This is a genomic window from Erwinia sp. V71 (genome assembly GCF_965644245.1).
GTDB lineage: Bacteria > Pseudomonadota > Gammaproteobacteria > Enterobacterales > Enterobacteriaceae > Erwinia.
Map to the genome: position 1 here is coordinate 12,157 of NZ_CBFFRK010000002.1, position 18,022 is coordinate 30,178.

Sequence of the window (18,022 nt, forward strand, 5' to 3'; positions counted from 1 at the left end):
CTCGTTATTCGATGACTACCAGCGGCTCGTCAAATTCAACAGGCTGGCCGCTTTCAACCAGGATCGCTTTCACAGTGCCGGATTTGTCGGCTTCGATCTGGTTCATCATTTTCATCGCTTCAACGATGCACAGGGTATCGCCTGCATTCACTTTCTGGCCCACTTCCACGAAGGCTTTCGCATCCGGGCTTGGTGTACGGTAGAAGGTACCGACCATTGGGGAGCGTACGATGTGGCCACTGATCTCAGCAGCGGCAGGTGCCGCAGCTGCTGGCGCTGCTGCTGCAGGCGCGACGGCTGCCGCCAGAGCTGGCTGTGGTGCTGGCGCAGCATACACCTGCGGCATCATCGGGTAGCCAGTATTGGCAGGTGCACGGCTGATACGAACAGACTCTTCGCCTTCAGAGATTTCCAGTTCAGCGATGCCTGATTCTTCAACCAGTTCGATCAGTTTTTTAATCTTACGAATATCCATGAGTGTGGTTCCGTACTCTGTTTAATTAGAATTTGACAGGCGTTTTACTGCCGTTTGTAAAGCCCAGGAGTAACCGTCGACACCGAGTCCACAAATTACACCTGCAGAAATATCAGACAGATATGAGTGGTGGCGAAAAGGCTCGCGGGCATGCACATTGGTGAGATGCACTTCGATAAACGGAATGCTCACCGCCAGCAATGCGTCACGTAACGCCACGCTGGTATGAGTGAATGCCGCCGGGTTGATGACGATATAATCGACATTGTCTTTTGCCTGGTGAATGCGATCAATTAACACATGTTCCGCATTGGACTGGAGATGGCTGAGTTTAGCATTCAGCGCTTCAGCCTGACAGGTCAGATCGCTGACAACGTCCGCTAATGTGGTCTTTCCGTACTTCTCTGGCTCGCGTGTGCCCAGCAGATTCAGGTTCGGACCGTTCAGAAGCAGGATATGAAATTTGTCTGCCATCTTGCTGCTATCTCCTGCGATAATTTAGGCAACGCGTAAAATACCTTGTGAAAACCCATTTGTCACTTTTTCACGGTGAAATTTGGCGTCGCATTGTCACCAAAGTTCGGCATTATAACGATTTCGTGACAATTAGCAGCTAAATACTGGTCTTATCAGCGAAGATTTTCAACCATACGCAGGAAAAGCCAGCCAGTTGATGACAGATCTGCGGAGTAACACGCACTCTTCACGGCGACTTCGCGAACCATTTACGTATTTTCCGGTAACGCCATGCCAGCAGGATCAGCGCAATTGCGGCGTAAATGACGGGTTGTGGCGACAGGATCTTGACTGACCAGAGATAGTGAATCGGTGCGAGGATCGCGACAAGATAGATAAAGTTGTGCAGCGTTTGCCAGCGGCTGCCTAATTTGCGCTGCGCGCGTTGCAGTGAGGTGACCGCCAGTGCCAGCAATAACAGCCAGCTAATCATACCGAGCGTCAGATAAGGGCGGCTGACCAGCTCTGCGCCCAGCAGGTTCAGGTTGTTCAGTGCCAGCTCCAGCGTGGCGTAGCTGCACAGATGCAGCGTCGCCCAGGCAAAGCACCACAGCCCCAGTAACCGCCGCGTACGGATCAGCAGAGGCTGTTTCAGCAGGCGGGTCAGCGGTGTCACCAGCAGTGTCGCCAGCAGCAGTTTTAACGCCATTCTGCCGGTAAAATGCTGGATATCTTTCACCGGGTCGGCGCTGAGCCAGCCCTGGTCGATGGCGAGAAACAGCCATAATAGTGGCAAAAAGGCAGCAAGATGCAGCAGTACTTTCAGCCCAGTGATCTGTTTTAGCGTCAGGCGCACTCAGTAATTCTCCCGCAAATCCAGTCCGTGATACAGCGATGCTACCTGTTCAGCATAGCCATTAAACAGCAGGGTGGGCTGACGTTTGACGTCCAGAATGCCGCCGGAACCAATAAAACGCTCGGTGGCCTGCGACCAGCGCGGGTGATCAACGTGAGGATTCACGTTGGCGTAAAATCCGTACTCGTTCGGCGCAGATTGATTCCAGGTAGTGGGCGGCTGTTCACGCGTCAGTTTGATGCTGACGATCGATTTAATGCCTTTAAAGCCATATTTCCACGGCACCGTCAGGCGGATTGGCGCGCCGTTTTGCGGCGGCAACGCTTTACCGTAGACGCCGGTGGTCAGCAGGGTGAGCGGGTGCATCGCTTCATCGAGGCGCAGACCCTCGACATACGGGTATTCCAGCCCGCCGCCAATAAAGCGGTCCTGTTGTCCGGGCATCTGGTCCGGGGCATAAATGGTCTGGAAGGCGACATAGCGGGCGTTGCTGGTGGGTTCGGCTGCCTGCAGCAGTTTACCCAGTTCAAAACCGACCCACGGGATCACCATTGACCAGGCTTCGACGCAGCGCATGCGATAAATGCGCTGTTCGAGCGGGAAACGCTTAAAGATGTCGTCCATATCCAGCGTCAGGGGTTTTGCCACTTCACCTTCGATACGGATTTTCCAGTTATCCGTTTTCAGCGAACCGGCGTTGGCGGCAGGATCGGCTTTATCGAGGCCAAATTCATAGAAGTTGTTATAACCGCTGACTTTGTCTTCCGGTGTCAGTGGCAGGTCGGCCTGCCATTGTGCCGGTTTACTGAAGTCGAGCACTTTGCCCGCCGGAGCGGGTGGGCGGTTGTTGCCTTTAAACCAGGAAAGCAGGTCAGCATGCGCCATGCCCGGCAGAGCTAGTGTGGCGGCACTCAGGCCAAGGGTTTTCAGTATTTCACGACGGCGCTGGTTAAAGACGGCTTCCGGGGTGACATCGGCTTCGGTCAGTTTGGTGACAGGCTTCATCAGTATGCTCGCTCAGACAAAGATGGGACTGTATTCAGCATGATACAGGCGGTGAAAGTTAGCGAGGATTAAGCTGCAAAAGAGTATTTCCGGGCAGGGTTTCTGGTGGAGCGAGATACTGAGGGTGATGGCGTCGCCGATCAAGATCCCCTCCCCCATAAAATGGGGGAGGGCCAGGGAGGGTGAGCCAGTAGCACAGTGTCGTTTGTTCCCCCATCCCTGCCTTCCCACGCTTGCGGGGGAAGGGGCAGACTGGCGTTAACGCACTTTAACCAGTGTCCGTCCGGTCACATCATTATTCAGCAGGCGCTGCGCTGCATCGGCAGCCTGCGCCAGCGGCACTTCGGTGGTCGCCTGCTGATAGAAGGAGGCAGGCAGAATTTTGGTCAGGCGTTTCCACACTTCAGTGCGGCGTGCCACAGGCGTCATCACCGAGTCGACCCCCTGCAGACGCACATTGCGCAGGATAAACGGCATCACGGTGGTCGGCAGGGCAAAGCCACCCGCCAGGCCACAGGCGGCCACGGTACTGTTGTAGTTCATCTGCGCCAGCACACTGGCCAGCACCTGGTCACCGACGGTATCAATCGCCCCCGCCCAGCGTTGTTTCTCCAGCGGGCGTGACTCTGCACTGAATTCACTGCGTGACAGAATTGTGCTGGCACCCAGCTGACGCAGGTAATCATGGTTGCTTTCACGGCCGCTGACGGCCGCCACACGATAGCCGAGCGCATGAAGTAATGCGACAGCGGTACTGCCCACGCCGCCGCTGGCACCGGTCACCAGCACTTCACCGCTTTCCGGCGTGACTCCGCCTTCTTCCAGCGCCATCACACACAGCATGGCGGTAAAACCTGCCGTGCCGATGATCATCGCCTGACGTTCTTCCAGGCCTTCCGGCAGCGGCACCAGCCAGTCACCATTGACCCGCGCCTGCTCAGCCAGTCCGCCCCAGTGATTTTCCCCGACGCCCCAGCCCGTCAGCAGAACGCGTTGCCCGGCATGAAAGCGCGGATCTTCGCTATGGTGTACGCGTCCGGCGAAATCAATGCCGGGCACCATCGGGAAGTTACGAATGATTTTGCCTTTACCGGTGATCGCCAGCGCATCTTTATAGTTAATGCCGGACCAGTCAACATCGACAGTGACATTGCCTGCGGGCAAATCATCAATGGTCAGCGTCTTGATCGCGGCGCGTGTTTTTCCCTCGGATTGTTCTAATAGTAATGCCTGCATAAGAATCTCCTGAAAGCGTTTATTCACCAGCTGAAAATCTGGCTCCTGCGACTATACTCGCCAAAACTTAGCACTTACTGTCCCTGCGCAAACAAAAGCGCATCCGATATGTTATTTTTGGCGCTAAGCCGATTCTGATACCCCAGTACAAGGCACAAGGATGCGATTAACAACCAAACTCTCTGCTTTTATAGCACTCCTCAGTGCGCTGGCTATGCTATTGATGCTGGTGGGCTGTGCGTTGAGTTTCTTCTACCTGAGTAATCAGCGTGTCGAACACCGTGTGCAGGTGATGGTGACCGAAATTGATATGGCGCTGATGAAGGAGCCCGTCGCCGATCTGGAGCCGTGGCTGCGGCGGATGATGCCGCCACTCAATATCGAACGCATTGAAATCCACGACCAGCTGAACACCCGGCTGACACTGCAGCGCCACCAGAATCCACTGATTGAAGATGAGCCGAATCGTTTTCGCCAGGCGGATATCCCTCTGATTAAACATCCTTCGCTGTCGGTACGTATTGCCTGGCTGGACCCGGCCAGCACCTGGTTCCGCTCCTTTATTGGCGCTTCCACCATGATTGCGGTGGTGGTGGTCGGCGTGATTATGATGCTGATTGTGTTGCTGTCGCATCGCTGGCTGTATCGCCATTTAAAAGGACTGGAGAGTCTCGAAAACCGGGCACAGCGGGTGATGACGGGCGAGCGCGCCAGCGTCGAGCGCGGGGCAGTGCATGAATGGCCGGCCAGTGCCAGCAGCGCCATTGATATGCTGCTGAATGATTTACAGGAAGCGGGCGAACAGCGCATTCGCGTGGATACCTTAATTCGCGCCTTTGCCGCGCAGGACGCGAAAACCGGGCTGAATAACCGGCTATTTTTCGACAACCAGCTGGCCACGCTGCTGGAAGATCCTGAAGATGTCGGTGCGCACGGCGTGGTGATGATGATCCGTGTGCCGGATTTTGATTTGTTGCGCGAAAACAGCGGCCAGCAGGCAGTGGAAGATTATCTGTTTGATCTGGTCAATATGCTGTCCACGTTTGTGATGCGTTATCCTGGCGCGTTGCTGGCACGCTATTTCCGCAGCGATTTCGCGGTACTGCTGCCGCACCGCACGCTGAAAGATGCTGACAGCATTGCCAGCCAGCTGATTACCGCCGTGGATACCCTGCCGCCGACACGCATGCTGGATCGGGAAGATATGATCCACATTGGCATCAGCGCCTGGCGCAGCGGACAGACCACGCAGCAGGTGATGGAAAACGTCGAACTGGCGACACGCCATGCGGCGCTGCTGGGCGGGAATAACTGGTCGGTGGGTGAGGGCAATGCCAGTGAAACCGGACGCGGCAGCGTCAAATGGCGTACTCTGCTGGAGCATACCCTGACGCTGGGCGGGCCGCGGCTGTACCAGAAACCGGCGGTGACCCGCGAAGGTGAGGTGCATCACCGTGAAATGCTGCCGCGTATTTTTGATGGCGAAAAAGAGCTGCTGGCGGCGGAGTATATGCCGCTGGTGCAGCAGATGGGGATGTCGGAAAGCTATGACCGCCAGCTGGTGGCGCGCATTATGACGTTGCTGGATGTCTGGCCGGACGAAACGCTGGCGCTGCCAGTAACGGTGGATTCGTTATTACAACGCCCCTTCCTGCGCTGGCTGCGCGATGCGTTGTTACAGTGCACAAAATCGCAACGGCGGCGGATTTTATTTGAACTTGCCGAGGCGGATGTTTGTCAACATATCAACCGGTTACAGCCGGTGTTCCGTATGTTGCAGGGATTCAGCTGCCGTATCGCGGTGAATCAGGCGGGTCTGACGGTGGTCAGCTCGGCGTACCTGAAACAGTTCAGAGTGGAAATCGTGAAGCTGCATCCGGCGCTGGTGCGTGATATTGAGCGTCGTACGGAAAATCAGCTGTTTGTGCAAAGTCTGATTGAGGTCTGCAAGGCAACGCCGACGCGGGTATTTGCCGCGGGCGTCAGAACGCGCACCGAGTGGCAGGCCCTTACCGGGCTGGGTGTGGCGGGCGGGCAGGGTGACTTTTTCGCTGCTTCACAGCCAGTCAACAGCAATCTGAAAAAATATTCACAAAGAGAGTGAGTTTAGTCTGCCGTTACTGGCAATTTCACGTAGAATAGCGGCGCGGTTGTGGTTCGAGGCGGTTGCGTCGGTGAACCGATGAACCTGAAAAATGTTAAATTTTATGTATCTTATGTCCGCTTGCCAGCCATGCTGAAGAAAGCATCATCCCTGATTTCCGGCGTTGTGCTGTGGTATCGCTTTCGGGGTTGTGTCATTAGCGCGAGATTGTGCGACTTTTCAGCGACTCAGAACGTTTTTGCGCCTTGTGGCGCCAGCGCGTGGTTGGTAAAGTAAACGGATTTTATTTTTCGCCCCCAGCTTGCAGGATTACTCTTTAGTATGTTTAAAAAATTTCGCGGCATGTTTTCCAACGACTTGTCCATCGACCTGGGTACCGCCAATACCCTCATTTATGTGAAAGGACAGGGCATCGTTCTGAATGAACCTTCTGTCGTGGCCATTCGTCAGGATCGTGCTGGCTCGCCAAAAAGCGTCGCTGCCGTCGGTCATGATGCAAAACAGATGCTGGGCCGTACGCCAGGCAATATCGCCGCGATCCGCCCGATGAAAGATGGCGTTATCGCCGACTTCTTTGTCACCGAGAAAATGCTGCAGCACTTTATCAAGCAGGTGCACAGCAACAGCTTTATGCGTCCCAGCCCGCGTGTGCTGGTGTGCGTACCAGTCGGCGCCACGCAGGTGGAACGTCGCGCCATCCGCGAATCTGCCCAGGGTGCAGGCGCGCGTGAAGTGTTCCTGATTGAAGAGCCGATGGCGGCAGCGATTGGTGCAGGTCTGCCGGTTTCTGAAGCGACCGGTTCAATGGTGGTGGATATCGGTGGTGGTACCACTGAAGTCGCGGTGATCTCCCTGAACGGCGTGGTGTACTCCTCCTCCGTGCGTATCGGTGGTGACCGTTTCGACGAAGCTATCATTAATTACGTACGTCGTAACTATGGCTCCCTGATTGGTGAAGCGACGGCGGAACGTATTAAGCATGAAATCGGTTCGGCGTACCCGGGTGATGAAGTGCGCGAAATCGAAGTGCGTGGTCGTAACCTGGCTGAGGGTGTGCCGCGTGGCTTTACACTGAACTCCAACGAAATCCTTGAAGCACTGCAGGAACCGTTAACCGGTATCGTTAGCGCGGTAATGGTGGCGCTGGAGCAGTGCCCGCCAGAGCTGGCGTCCGATATTTCTGAGCGCGGTATGGTACTGACCGGTGGTGGCGCACTGCTGCGTAACCTCGATCGCCTGCTGATGGAAGAGACTGGCATCCCGGTGGTGGTTGCTGAAGATCCGCTGACCTGCGTCGCTCGCGGCGGCGGTAAAGCACTGGAAATGATCGACATGCACGGCGGCGATTTGTTCAGCGAAGAATAATCTGCCAGGGGAGTGCAGGCGTGGCCCGCGCTCCCTGTTCTTGATGTCGAGGAATACGATGCGTTTATGAAGCCGATTTTCAGCAGGGGCCCATCCCTGCAGTTACGCCTTTTTTTGGCGGTCATCGTGGCAATTGCAGTGATTATTGCCGACAGTCGCATGGGGTCATTCAGCCGCATTCGTACTTACATGGACACCGCAGTCAGCCCATTCTATTTTCTGGCCAACGGGCCACGTCAAATTCTGGACAACGTTTCCAAAACTCTGGCTTCCCGTCAGCAGCTGGAGCTGGAAAACAAAGCGCTGCAGCGTGAACTCTTTCTGAAAAACAGCGAATTGCTGATGCTTGGCCAGTATAAGCAGGAAAACGCACGTCTGCGTGAACTGCTCGGCTCGCCGCTGCGCCAGGATGAACACAAGATGGTCACCCAGGTGCTGTCTGCAGGGACCGATCCCTACAGCGATCAGATGGTTATCGATAAAGGCAGCGTGAACGGTGTTTACGAAGGCCAGCCGGTGATCAGTGATAAAGGTGTGGTCGGCCAGGTTGTGGCAGTGGGTAAAGTCACCAGCCGGGTACTGCTGATTTGCGATGCGTCCCATGCGCTGCCGATTCAGGTACTGCGTAACGATATTCGCGTCATTGCGGCGGGTAACGGCTGTACCGAAGATCTGCAGCTGGAACATCTGCCGGGCAATATCGATATTCGCGTCGGGGATGTGCTGGTGACCTCCGGTCTCGGCGGGCGCTTCCCGGAAGGCTATCCGGTAGGCGTGGTATCGTCGGTGAAAGTGGATACACAACGCGCGTATACCGTGATCCAGGCGCGACCAACTGCGGGCCTGCAACGTCTGCGTTATCTGTTGCTGCTGTGGGGCGCTGATCCCCATGGCGACTTGCCGATGGCGCCGGAAGAGGTGCATCGTGTAGCGAACGAGCGTTTGATGCAGATGATGCCGCAGGTGCTGCCTGCTGCCGATGAAATGGGACCGCCAGCGCCACCAGCGCCAGCCGGACCACCAGCGGGCAATAATGTGCGGGCGGGCACGCAGCCCGCGGGCACAAATTCACGCAGCGGCAGTACGACGCCTGCGGCGAATAGCGCCCGTTCAGGCAATACGCAGTCGGCAGGCAGTAATCAGCGGACTAACAACGCGCAGCCTGTGACCACGAATCCGCGTGCGGGGTCTGCACCGCCAGCTCCCGCCAGCGGGCAACAACCCTCAGCCACCCGTGGAGGCCAGCCTTGAGTAGCTATCGCAGCCATGGTCGCTGGGTCATCTGGCTCTCTTTCCTGCTCGCCCTCGTGCTGCAAATTATGCCATGGCCGGAACAGCTGTTTATGTACCGGCCATCCTGGCTGATGTTGATTCTGATTTACTGGATACTGGCGCTGCCGCACCGGGTGAATGTCGGCACCGGCTTCGTGATGGGGGGCATTATGGACCTTGTCTCTGGCTCCACTCTCGGCGTGCGTGCACTGGCGCTCAGTATCATTGCTTATCTGGTTGCATTTAAATTCCAGCTTTTCCGTAACTTAGCATTGTGGCAACAGGCATTAATGGTTATGGTCTTGTCACTGGCGATGGATGTGATTGTTTTCTGGGCAGAATTTCTGGTTATTGATGTCTCTTTCCGGCCGGAAATTTTCTGGAATGCACTCGTCGACGGTCTGTTATGGCCCTGGCTATTCTTATTGATGAGAAAGATTCGTCGTCAATTCGCTGTTCAGTAAGGAAAACTATGCTATCCCTGTATCTTGCTTCCGGCTCACCACGTCGGCGTGAACTGCTGACGCAGCTGGGTCTGCACTTTGAACGTTTATCGGCGGAAGTCGAAGAGCAGCGCCGTGCGAATGAAGCGGCCGAACACTATGTGCTGCGGCTGGCGCGCGAGAAAGCGCAGGCTGGCGTCGCGGTGGCGGCAGAAGATTTGCCGGTGCTGGGGGCAGATACCATTGTGGTGCTGAACGGTGAAGTGCTGGAAAAGCCGCGTGATGAGCAGCATGCGCGCGAGATGCTGGCAAAACTGTCAGGCGCTACCCATCAGGTGCTGACAGCGGTGGCGCTGGCGGATCGTCACCAGCAACTGGATTGCCTTGTGACCACCGAGGTGACGTTCCGCGTGTTGTCCGCCGAAGATATCGCGGGCTATGTCGCCAGCGGCGAGCCGATGGATAAAGCGGGTGCGTACGGCATTCAGGGGCTGGGCGGCAACTTTGTCAGAAAAATTAATGGCAGTTATCACGCAGTTGTTGGCTTACCGCTGGTGGAAACCACTGAGCTGTTGAGCCATTTTGCGTCGCTGCGTGAACTGAGAGGACACTATGACAGCTGAATTGCTGGTTAACGTTACCCCGTCAGAAACGCGTGTGGCGTATATTGACGGCGGGATTTTGCAGGAAATTCATATCGAGCGCGAAGCGCGGCGCGGGATTGTTGGCAATATCTATAAAGGCCGCGTCAGCCGCGTCTTGCCGGGCATGCAGGCGGCGTTCGTCGATATCGGGCTGGATAAAGCCGCGTTTTTGCACGCCTCGGACATTATGCCGCACACCGAATGTGTGGCGGGCGACGAGCAGAAGAACTTCAGCGTGCGCGATATCTCGGAGCTGGTGCGTCAGGGGCAGGATCTGATGGTGCAGGTGGTGAAAGATCCGCTGGGCACCAAAGGCGCGCGTCTGACTACTGACATCACTCTGCCATCGCGTTATCTGGTGTTTATGCCGGGCGACTCTCACGTTGGTGTGTCGCAACGTATTGAAAGTGAACAGGAACGCGAGCGCCTGAAAGCAGTGGTCAACACTTACTGCGACGAGCTGGGCGGTTATATTATCCGCACCGCCGCCGAAGGGGTGGGCGAAGATGAGCTGGCATCGGATGCGGCGTTTCTTAAGCGCCTGTGGACCAAGGTGATTGAGCGCAAGAAGCGCAATCAGACCCGCTGTCGCCTGTATGGCGAAGTGGCGCTGTCGCAGCGTGTGATCCGTGACTTTGCCGGCGCGGCGCTGGATCGTATCCGTATCGACTCCCGTCTGACCTATGAAAATCTGGTGGAGTTCACCAGCGAATATATTCCGGAGATGACGGAGAAGCTGGAGCTGTATACCGGTAAACAGCCGATCTTCGATCTGTATGATGTGGAAAATGAAATTCAGCGTTCGCTGGATCGTAAGGTTGAACTGAAATCGGGTGGCTACCTGATTATCGACCAGACCGAGGCGATGACCACCATCGATATCAATACCGGCGCGTTTGTCGGCCATCGCAATCTCGATGAAACCATCTTTAACACCAATATTGAAGCGACGCAGGCGATTGCCCGTCAGCTGCGACTGCGCAATCTCGGTGGCATTATTATTATCGACTTTATCGATATGAATAATGAAGAGCACCGTCGCCGCGTGCTGCACTCGCTGGATTCGGCGCTGAGTAAAGACCGGGTGAAAACCGGTATTAACGGTTTCTCCCAGCTGGGGCTGGTGGAGATGACGCGTAAGCGCACCCGTGAAAGTATTGAGCATGTGTTGTGTCAGGACTGCCCGGCCTGTAAAGGGCGTGGTACGGTGAAAACCGTCGAAACCGTCTGCTACGAAATTATGCGTGAGATTGTGCGTGTGCATCATGCTTATGATTCTGATCGCTTCCTGGTGTATGTCTCACCGGCTGTTGGCGAAGCGCTGAAAAGCGAAGAATCGCATGCACTGGCTGAGGTGGAAATTTTCGTCGGCAAGCAGGTGAAAGTACAAATCGAACCGCTCTATACCCAGGAGCAGTTTGATGTGGTGATGATGTAATCTCTTTCCTCCTCAAAGAGGGCGGAAGAGGAGGTAACTCCCCTTTCCCCGTTTGCGGGGGAGGATGAGGGAGGGGGAACCGGCGATACCGCTCTCCCTTACCGGCCTCTTCCGCCTGCGGAGGAGGCGCAACTGGAGTGATGATTTGCAAAGGAGAGGTGTGTGAGGCAACTGCCCAGGGTCCTGTTATTAGCCGTCGCAACCGTGATTGTGATCGTTGCGCTGCTGATCAGTGGCTTGCGTCTGGTCTTGCCGCACCTCAACAGCTATCGCGACGACATCCTGGCGAAAGTGTCAGCGGTCAGCGAACTGCCCATTACCGCCAGCGAAATGCAGGGCAGCTGGCAAAACTTTGGTCCGACGCTGGAGCTCAGCGATCTCGCCGTTGAGCTGAAAGATGGCGGCAGACTGACCATTGATCGCGTCACGCTGGCGCTGGATGTCTGGCAGTCACTGCTGCATGCCCGCTGGCAGTTCCGCGATCTCACCTTCTGGCAGATGCATCTCACTTCCAACTCTTCACTGATTGAGAGTGACGATAACCGCAGCAGTCTGAAAGCCGATCAACTGAGCGATCTGTTCCTGCGCCAGTTCGATCACTTCGATCTGCGCGACAGCAGCATCAGTTTTCTTACCCCTTCCGGCCAGCGCGCTGAACTGGCGATCCCGAAACTCACCTGGCTGAATCAGGCCACGCGCCATCGCGCGGAAGGTGAGGTCAGCCTTTCCAGTTTTACCGGCCAGCACGGCGTGGTACAGGTGCGGCTGGATCTGAGTGATAACAACGGTTTGCTGAATAATGGCCGCATCTGGATGCAGGCTGATGATGTCGATGTTAAACCGTGGCTGGGTCAGTGGATGCGCGATAATGTCAGTCTCGACAGCGCGCGTTTCAGCCTCGCGGCCTGGCTGAGCCTCGAACAGGGCGAAGTCTACGCGGGCGATGTCTGGCTGAAGAAGGGCGGTGCTGACTGGCAGGGTGACCAGCGTGAGCACCGGCTGGAAGTCGATAATCTGACTGCTCATGTGGCGCGGGTTAACAGCGGCTGGTCGGTCACCGTGCCGGAAACCCGAATGACCACCGATGGCGTAGCCTGGCCGCAGGGACAATTCTCTCTGCTATGGCAGCCGGAGGATAACGCGCAGCCTGGACCAGACCGCACCGCGGAGTGGCGTGTGCGTGCCACACAGCTTGATCTGCAGAATCTGGAACCCTTTATTCCCCTATTTTCCCGGCTTGCGCCGCAGTTGCTGGAAAACTGGCGCGCATTGCAGCCATGTGGTCAGCTGGAGGCGCTGGCGCTGGATATACCGGTGAAGCAGCCGGAGAATACGCGCTTTCAGGCACAATGGCGCAATCTGAGCTGGCAGCCGTGGCAACTGCTGCCGGGAATGGAACATTTTGACGGCAAACTGTCAGGCAGCGTGGCGCAGGGACGCCTCGACCTGCAGCTTAACAATGCCACGTTGCCATACAGCAGCATGTTCCGCGCCCCGCTGGAAATTCACCATGCCAGCGGCGCAATTAACTGGCAGTACGGTGATGATGGGCTGACATTAAGCGGGCGCGATCTTGATGTGCAGGCGCGTTCACTGTGGCTGAATGGCGATTTCCGTTACAGCCAGCTGGCGCATGAAGCGCCGCGTCTGGATTTGCTGGCCGGTATTAACCTTACTGATGCGGCTGAAGCCTGGCGCTATTTCCCTGAGCCACTGATGGGGCGTGAAACCGCGCATTATCTGACAGGTGCGCTGAAAGGCGGTCAGGTCCAGAATGCCTCGCTGATCTTTGCCGGTGACCCGCTGCAGTTCCCCTTCCGTCACAATGAAGGCATTTTTGAAGTGTGGGTGCCGCTGCGCCATGCACTGTATGAATTCCAGCCTGGCTGGCCTGCGCTGGAAGACCTGGCGATTGATCTGGATTTCGTCAATAACGGCCTGTGGATGAATGCGCCGGAAACCCTGCTGGGTAAGGTGCAGGGGAAAAATATCACCGCGGTGATCCCGGACTATCTGCAGGAAAAATTGATTATTGATGGCGATATTCGTGGCGCGGGGCCGGATGTGCGCAGCTATTTCAATCAGACGCCGATTAAATCTTCCCTCGGTGCCGCACTTGATGAGTTGCAGATTGGCGGCGATGTAAGTGGTCGCTTACATCTGGATATCCCGCTGGACGGGAAACTGGTGCGCGCCAGTGGTGAAGTGGGGCTGAATAATAACAGTCTGCTGATTAAACCGCTGGGCACCACGCTGAAACAGCTCACCGGGCGTTTCCGTTATGACAACGGCACGCTGCAAAGCGATGAGTTAAGCGCGAACTGGTTTGGGCAGCCGCTGGGCGTCAGCTTCTCCACCGTGGAAGGGGAAAAAGAGTATCAGGTCGGCGTTAATCTGAAAGGCGACTGGCGTCCTGCTGCGATCACCGGAGTGCCGAAAGCGCTGGCCGATAAGCTGGAAGGTAGCGCGGCGTGGAATGGTAAGGTGGCCGTGAACCTGCCGCATAATGGCGGCGCAACGTATCAGGTCGATATTGATGGCGATCTGCAAAATGTAAGCAGTCACTTACCTGCTCCACTGTATAAAGCCGCAGGCAGCGCATTACCGTTTAAGGTTAGCGCCAGTGGCAATCAGAAAAGCGTTGATATCAGCGGCGTGATGGATAAGACGCACCGTTTTAACAGTCGCTGGCTGCTGGGCGATCGCCTGCAGGTTGAGCGTGGTGTCTGGCTGAATGACAGTCAGAGCACGCCTCCGCTGCCGGATGCCTCTGGCATGGTGCTCAACCTGCCGTCGCTCGATGGCGAAGCCTGGCTGGCACTGCTGGCGGGCAGCAGCGAAGCGCAGGCTGGCAGTGGTTATCTGCCGGGTAATATTATTCTGTGCACACCGTCGCTGACGCTGGCGGGCCAGCAATGGCGCGATCTGGAAGCGACCATCAGTGAGAATGTCTCGGGCAATACGGAAATTCAGGCGCAGGGCAGAGAAGTGCGTGGCACGCTGGCCATGGCGAAAAATGCCCCGTGGCGCGCCCGGTTCAGCTACCTGTATTACAATCCGCAGTTTGCTGCCGCGAATGGCGGGACTGCGGGTTCACCTTTCCCGCCAGAGACATCCGCTATCGATTTCAGTCGCTGGCCGCAATTAGCCATTATCTGTGATGAGTGCTGGCTGCGTGGTCAGAAGTTTGGCCGCATACAGGCGGATCTGACGCCTGATAACGATACCCTGACGCTGAAAAATGGCCTGATTGACAGCGGTAACGCGCGCATGACGGTCAACGGTGAGTGGATTAACCGTCCGGCAGAGCAGCGTACCTCGCTGAAAGGGCAACTGAGCGGTAACAAGATTAACGATGCTGCGAACTGGTTTGGTATCAGTACCCCGCTGCGTGATGCGCCATTCACTCTCGACTACGATCTGCACTGGCGTTCCGTGCCGTGGCAGCCATCGGAAGAGACGCTAAGTGGTGTGCTGAAAAGCCATCTGGGCAAAGGTCAGGTCACAGATATCAGCACCGGCCGTGCCGGTCAGCTGCTGCGGCTGGTAAGCTTTGATTCGCTGCTGCGCAAACTGCGCCTCGACTTCAGTGATACGTTTAGTCAGGGCTTCTGGTTTGACTCCATTAACGGCACGGCATGGATCGAAAATGGCTTAATGCAGACCGATAATTTGCTGGTGGATGGGCTGGAAGCCGATATCGCCATGCAGGGCAAAGTGGATCTGGTACAGCGCAGTATTGATATGGAAGCGGTCGTCGCGCCTGAAATTTCCACTACGGTGGGGGTGGCGACGGCGTTTGTCGTCAACCCGGTAGTGGGCGCTGCCGTATTTGCCGCCAGCAAGGTGCTGGGGCCGCTGTGGAACAAGATTTCTGTGCTGCGCTACCATATCAGCGGGCCGATTGATAAGCCGGAAATTAACGAAGTGTTGCGTAAGCCCCGGGAAAACAGCGCAAAGTGAATTTGACGGCGCGGGGGATTTACCGCAGGCTTATAGTAACGAGTCCCATAATGAGCGAGAAACGATGACGCTGAATCTGGTAAGTGAGCAGTTGCTAACTGCTAACAATATTAATCATCAGGACCTCTTTACCCTGTTAGGGCAGCTTTCAGAACGTCGACTGGATTACGCCGATCTCTATTTCCAGGCCAGCTATCATGAATCCTGGGTGCTGGAAGACCGTATTATCAAAGACGGCTCTTACCATATCGATCAGGGTGTCGGCGTGCGGGCGGTAAGCGGTGAGAAAACCGGTTTCGCCTATGCCGACCAGATTACCCTCAATGCTCTGACCCAGAGCGCGCAGGCGGCACGCAGTATTGTGCGTGAGCAGGGCGACGGTCGCAGCAAAGTGCTCGGCGCCGTGACGTATCCGTCACTCTACCCCACGCTGGACCCGCTGAGCAGCCTGACGCGTGAAGACAAAATCGCCCTGCTGCATCGTGTTGATCAGGCGGCGCGTGCGGCAGACAAACGTGTGCAGGAAGTGACTGCCAGTCTGACCGGCGTATATGAGCAGGTGCTGGTGGCGGCGACCGACGGCACGCTGGCGGCGGATGTGCGCCCGCTGGTGCGTCTCTCCATCAGTGTGCAGGTGGAAGAGGATGGCAAGCGTGAACGCGGCTCCAGCGGTGGTGGCGGACGCAGCGGCTACGAATTTTTCCTCGCTGACGAAAATGGCGACGTGCGTGCGGAAGCCTGGGCGCGTGAAGCGGTGCGTATGGCGTTAGTGAATCTGTCTGCGATTGCGGCACCAGCCGGTTCGGTGCCGGTAGTGCTGGGCGCAGGCTGGCCTGGCGTGTTGCTGCATGAAGCGGTTGGTCATGGTCTGGAAGGTGATTTTAACCGTCGTGGCACTTCGGTGTTCAGCGGTCAGATGGGCCAGCTGGTGGCCTCTGAACTGTGTACCGTGGTGGATGACGGCACCATTGCTGGTCTGCGTGGTTCACTGGCGGTGGATGATGAAGGGGTGCCGGGTCAGTACAATGTATTGATTGAGAACGGGATTCTGAAAGGCTATATGCAGGATAAGCTGAACGCGCGTCTGATGGGCGTGAAGCCAACCGGCAATGGTCGCCGTGAATCTTATGCGCATCTGCCGATGCCGCGGATGACCAATACTTATATGCTGGCGGGCAAATCGACGCCGCAGGAGATTATCGAGAGTGTCGAATATGGTCTCTATGCGCCGAACTTTGGCGGCGGTCAGGTTGATATCACTTCCGGTAAGTTTGTCTTCTCCACTTCGGAAGCCTATCTGATTGAGAAAGGCAAAGTGACCAAACCGGTGAAAGGCGCGACGCTGATCGGTTCCGGTATTGAAGCGATGCAGCAGATCTCAATGGTCGGCAACGATCTGGCGCTGGATAAAGGCGTCGGCGTGTGCGGCAAAGAGGGGCAGAGCGTACCGGTCGGCGTGGGGCAGCCGACGCTGAAGCTGGATAAGCTGACGGTGGGCGGTACAGCCTGACACTTTTGAGTCACCTGTAGTCGATTAGCCGGGGGACAGCGCATGCTGTCCCTCTTCATTTCTGCTTACCCCTGGCGATGTTCCTGATAAATCGCTGCCACCTGTTTAAAGTATTCGGTCAGGTAGTTAATACACACCTGCACTTTCAGCGGCAGTTTGTCTTTCTGAGTGTATACCGCATACACCGGCCGCGGATCGGACTGATAGCGGGTAAACAGAATCTCTACCTTGCCCGCGTTAATCTCATCAATCACCCACATCAGTGGCACATAGGCGATGCCGGCGCCCATTTTCAGCCAGCGCGTCAGTGTCTGGGAGTCATTGGTAACAAAACGTCCCTGCGGCGAGACGCGAATCGAAATCCCTTCCGGCGAAATCAGTTCGAAGTCATTGTCCGGTCGCACGCTGTATTCCAGCCAGTTGAAGTTGCTGATATCGCTAGGTTTTTCCGGTGTGCCGTTCTGTGCCAGATAGCTTTTTGCGGCGCATACCACCATTGGCATCGAACCGAGGCGGCGTGAGAACAGGCTGGAGTCCTGCAGCGCACCGACGCGGATCACCACATCCAGCCCGTCGGCAATCAAATCCGGCGCCGGAATGCCGGTGACCAGGTTAACCGTCAGGCCAGGGTATTCGCGCAGCATATCGGCGGTCATGGTGGCGAGCACATTTTGCGCCATGGTGGACGAGCTGCCGATGCGCAGAGTACCGATGGGGGTATTGTTAAACGCATACAGCTGTTCATGGACTTCCTGGGCTTCGGACAGCATGCGGCGGCAGCCCTGAAAATAAATTTTCCCGGCTTCGGTCAGGCCGATACTGCGCGTGCTGCGGTTCAGCAGCTTCACCTGCAACTCATCTTCCAGTTTGGCCACGATCTGGCTGATGGCGGAAACGCTCATTTGCAGCTGGCGTGCGGCGGCGGTAAACGAGCCAAGCTCGACCACTTTGGCAAACACCGCCATCCCCTTTAGTTTTTCCATTATTCACTCTGGCTTAAAAGTGATTTAGATCACAATTTGTAGAAAACATATAGTCATCAACGTTACTATATAGCTGCCGGGTCGCCGTCTGGTGGCTCATCCCATTGTCGAGATTGCTTAATGGTAATCTATCATTAAGTAACGGTTCTGATTTTCGTCTGACAGTTTACCTGTCGTCTGACCATCATCAATCCGTAAGCAGTGCTTCCGTTAAGCATCGGGAGCGGTATTGCTCTGGCATCATGGCCGGTCCGGCACCGATATGTAAAAGG

The 18,022-nt window shown here is 56.2% G+C and carries 14 protein-coding genes; 8 read left to right on the forward strand and 6 right to left on the reverse strand.

Annotation, left to right across the window (positions count from 1 at the left end; all coding sequences use genetic code 11):
* Positions 1 to 4 precede the first annotated feature (4 nt).
* The 5 genes from accB to acuI form a co-directional block, all read right to left on the reverse strand.
* Positions 5 to 475: an acetyl-CoA carboxylase biotin carboxyl carrier protein gene (gene accB / locus ACSZO1_RS00580; RefSeq protein WP_437608471.1), complete on the reverse strand. Its 471-nt coding sequence runs from the start codon at positions 473 to 475 to the stop codon at positions 5 to 7.
* 21 nt (positions 476 to 496) lie between these two features.
* Positions 497 to 949: a type II 3-dehydroquinate dehydratase gene (gene aroQ, locus ACSZO1_RS00585; RefSeq protein WP_437608473.1), complete on the reverse strand. Its 453-nt coding sequence runs from the start codon at positions 947 to 949 to the stop codon at positions 497 to 499.
* 229 nt (positions 950 to 1,178) lie between these two features.
* Positions 1,179 to 1,787 (reverse strand): protein-methionine-sulfoxide reductase heme-binding subunit MsrQ, encoded by a 609-nt coding sequence (msrQ, locus tag ACSZO1_RS00590; RefSeq protein ID WP_437608475.1) that lies wholly within the window; start codon positions 1,785 to 1,787, stop codon positions 1,179 to 1,181.
* Positions 1,788 to 2,792, reverse strand: a complete 1,005-nt coding sequence (msrP, locus tag ACSZO1_RS00595; RefSeq protein ID WP_437608477.1) for a protein-methionine-sulfoxide reductase catalytic subunit MsrP — start codon at positions 2,790 to 2,792, stop codon at positions 1,788 to 1,790.
* A 258-nt stretch (positions 2,793 to 3,050) separates the two neighbouring features.
* Positions 3,051 to 4,028 carry an acrylyl-CoA reductase (NADPH) gene (acuI, locus tag ACSZO1_RS00600; protein WP_437608479.1) on the reverse strand — a complete coding sequence of 326 codons (978 nt, stop codon included), beginning with the start codon at positions 4,026 to 4,028 and terminating at the stop codon, positions 3,051 to 3,053.
* Between the two features lie 160 nt (positions 4,029 to 4,188).
* On the opposite strand from acuI, the gene csrD reads away from it, so the two are divergent.
* From csrD to tldD, 8 genes are all read left to right on the forward strand, one after another.
* Entirely contained in the window at positions 4,189 to 6,132 is a 1,944-nt protein-coding gene (gene csrD / locus ACSZO1_RS00605; RefSeq protein ID WP_437608481.1) for an RNase E specificity factor CsrD, read from the forward strand.
* Between the two features lie 321 nt (positions 6,133 to 6,453).
* Positions 6,454 to 7,497 (forward strand): rod shape-determining protein MreB, encoded by a 1,044-nt coding sequence (gene mreB / locus ACSZO1_RS00610; RefSeq protein WP_003855260.1) that lies wholly within the window; start codon positions 6,454 to 6,456, stop codon positions 7,495 to 7,497.
* Between the two features lie 66 nt (positions 7,498 to 7,563).
* Positions 7,564 to 8,748 (forward strand): rod shape-determining protein MreC, encoded by a 1,185-nt coding sequence (gene mreC, locus ACSZO1_RS00615; protein WP_437608485.1) that lies wholly within the window; start codon positions 7,564 to 7,566, stop codon positions 8,746 to 8,748.
* Entirely contained in the window at positions 8,745 to 9,233 is a 489-nt protein-coding gene (mreD, locus tag ACSZO1_RS00620; protein ID WP_437608487.1) for a rod shape-determining protein MreD, read from the forward strand. The genes mreC and mreD overlap by 4 nt, the downstream gene beginning before the upstream one ends.
* An 8-nt stretch (positions 9,234 to 9,241) precedes the next feature.
* Positions 9,242 to 9,835, forward strand: a complete 594-nt coding sequence (locus ACSZO1_RS00625; RefSeq protein ID WP_437608489.1) for a Maf family protein — start codon at positions 9,242 to 9,244, stop codon at positions 9,833 to 9,835.
* On the forward strand, positions 9,825 to 11,294 hold the full coding sequence (gene rng, locus ACSZO1_RS00630; protein ID WP_437608491.1) for a ribonuclease G: 1,470 nt from the start codon (positions 9,825 to 9,827) through the stop codon (positions 11,292 to 11,294). The genes ACSZO1_RS00625 and rng overlap by 11 nt, the downstream gene beginning before the upstream one ends.
* A gap of 162 nt (positions 11,295 to 11,456) precedes the next feature.
* Positions 11,457 to 15,257, forward strand: a complete 3,801-nt coding sequence (yhdP, locus tag ACSZO1_RS00635; protein ID WP_437608493.1) for an AsmA2 domain-containing protein YhdP — start codon at positions 11,457 to 11,459, stop codon at positions 15,255 to 15,257.
* A gap of 64 nt (positions 15,258 to 15,321) precedes the next feature.
* Positions 15,322 to 16,767 (forward strand): metalloprotease TldD, encoded by a 1,446-nt coding sequence (tldD, locus tag ACSZO1_RS00640; RefSeq protein ID WP_437608495.1) that lies wholly within the window; start codon positions 15,322 to 15,324, stop codon positions 16,765 to 16,767.
* 65 nt (positions 16,768 to 16,832) lie between these two features.
* On the opposite strand, the gene aaeR is transcribed toward tldD, so the two are convergent.
* Positions 16,833 to 17,750, reverse strand: a complete 918-nt coding sequence (gene aaeR, locus ACSZO1_RS00645) for an HTH-type transcriptional activator AaeR (protein ID WP_437608497.1) — start codon at positions 17,748 to 17,750, stop codon at positions 16,833 to 16,835.
* Positions 17,751 to 18,022: the final 272 nt, after the last annotated feature.